Annotated in this window: 1 protein-coding gene; it reads left to right on the top strand. The window is 67.6% G+C overall.

Going from position 1 to position 309, the window contains the following annotated elements; all coding sequences use genetic code 11:
* A partial coding sequence (locus LEPOCDRAFT_RS02855) for a hypothetical protein (protein ID WP_043909594.1) occupies positions 1–309 on the top strand: 309 nt, incomplete at both ends.

Raw genomic sequence — 309 nt, 5'->3', positions numbered from 1 at the left:
CCTACACCTTCGCTGCTCTGCCCGATGCGACCTACTCGGCTCGCGTCAGCTACACCGACGCCGCCGGCAACGCGTCTAGCTTCACCACGGCCGCCACCGCGATCACCCCGGACACGATTGCGCCTGCCGCTGCCGCTCCGGCTGATCTGGTCTTGGCATCCACCAAGCTCGGCACCAACAGCAGCGACCCGGCCGTCTCCTTGAGCGCTGTGCCGCTCGATGCTCGACGCCAACGGGTGCAGCTCCTCGACGACACCTTCGGTCACCGGCTCGGCCTACCTCGATGCTTCGGGCATCAGCGTGCAGCTC

The organism is Leptothrix ochracea L12 (genome assembly GCF_000262525.1).
The sequence above is the reverse complement of the archived record's forward strand: the minus strand, read 5'-3'. Positions and strand labels throughout refer to the sequence as shown.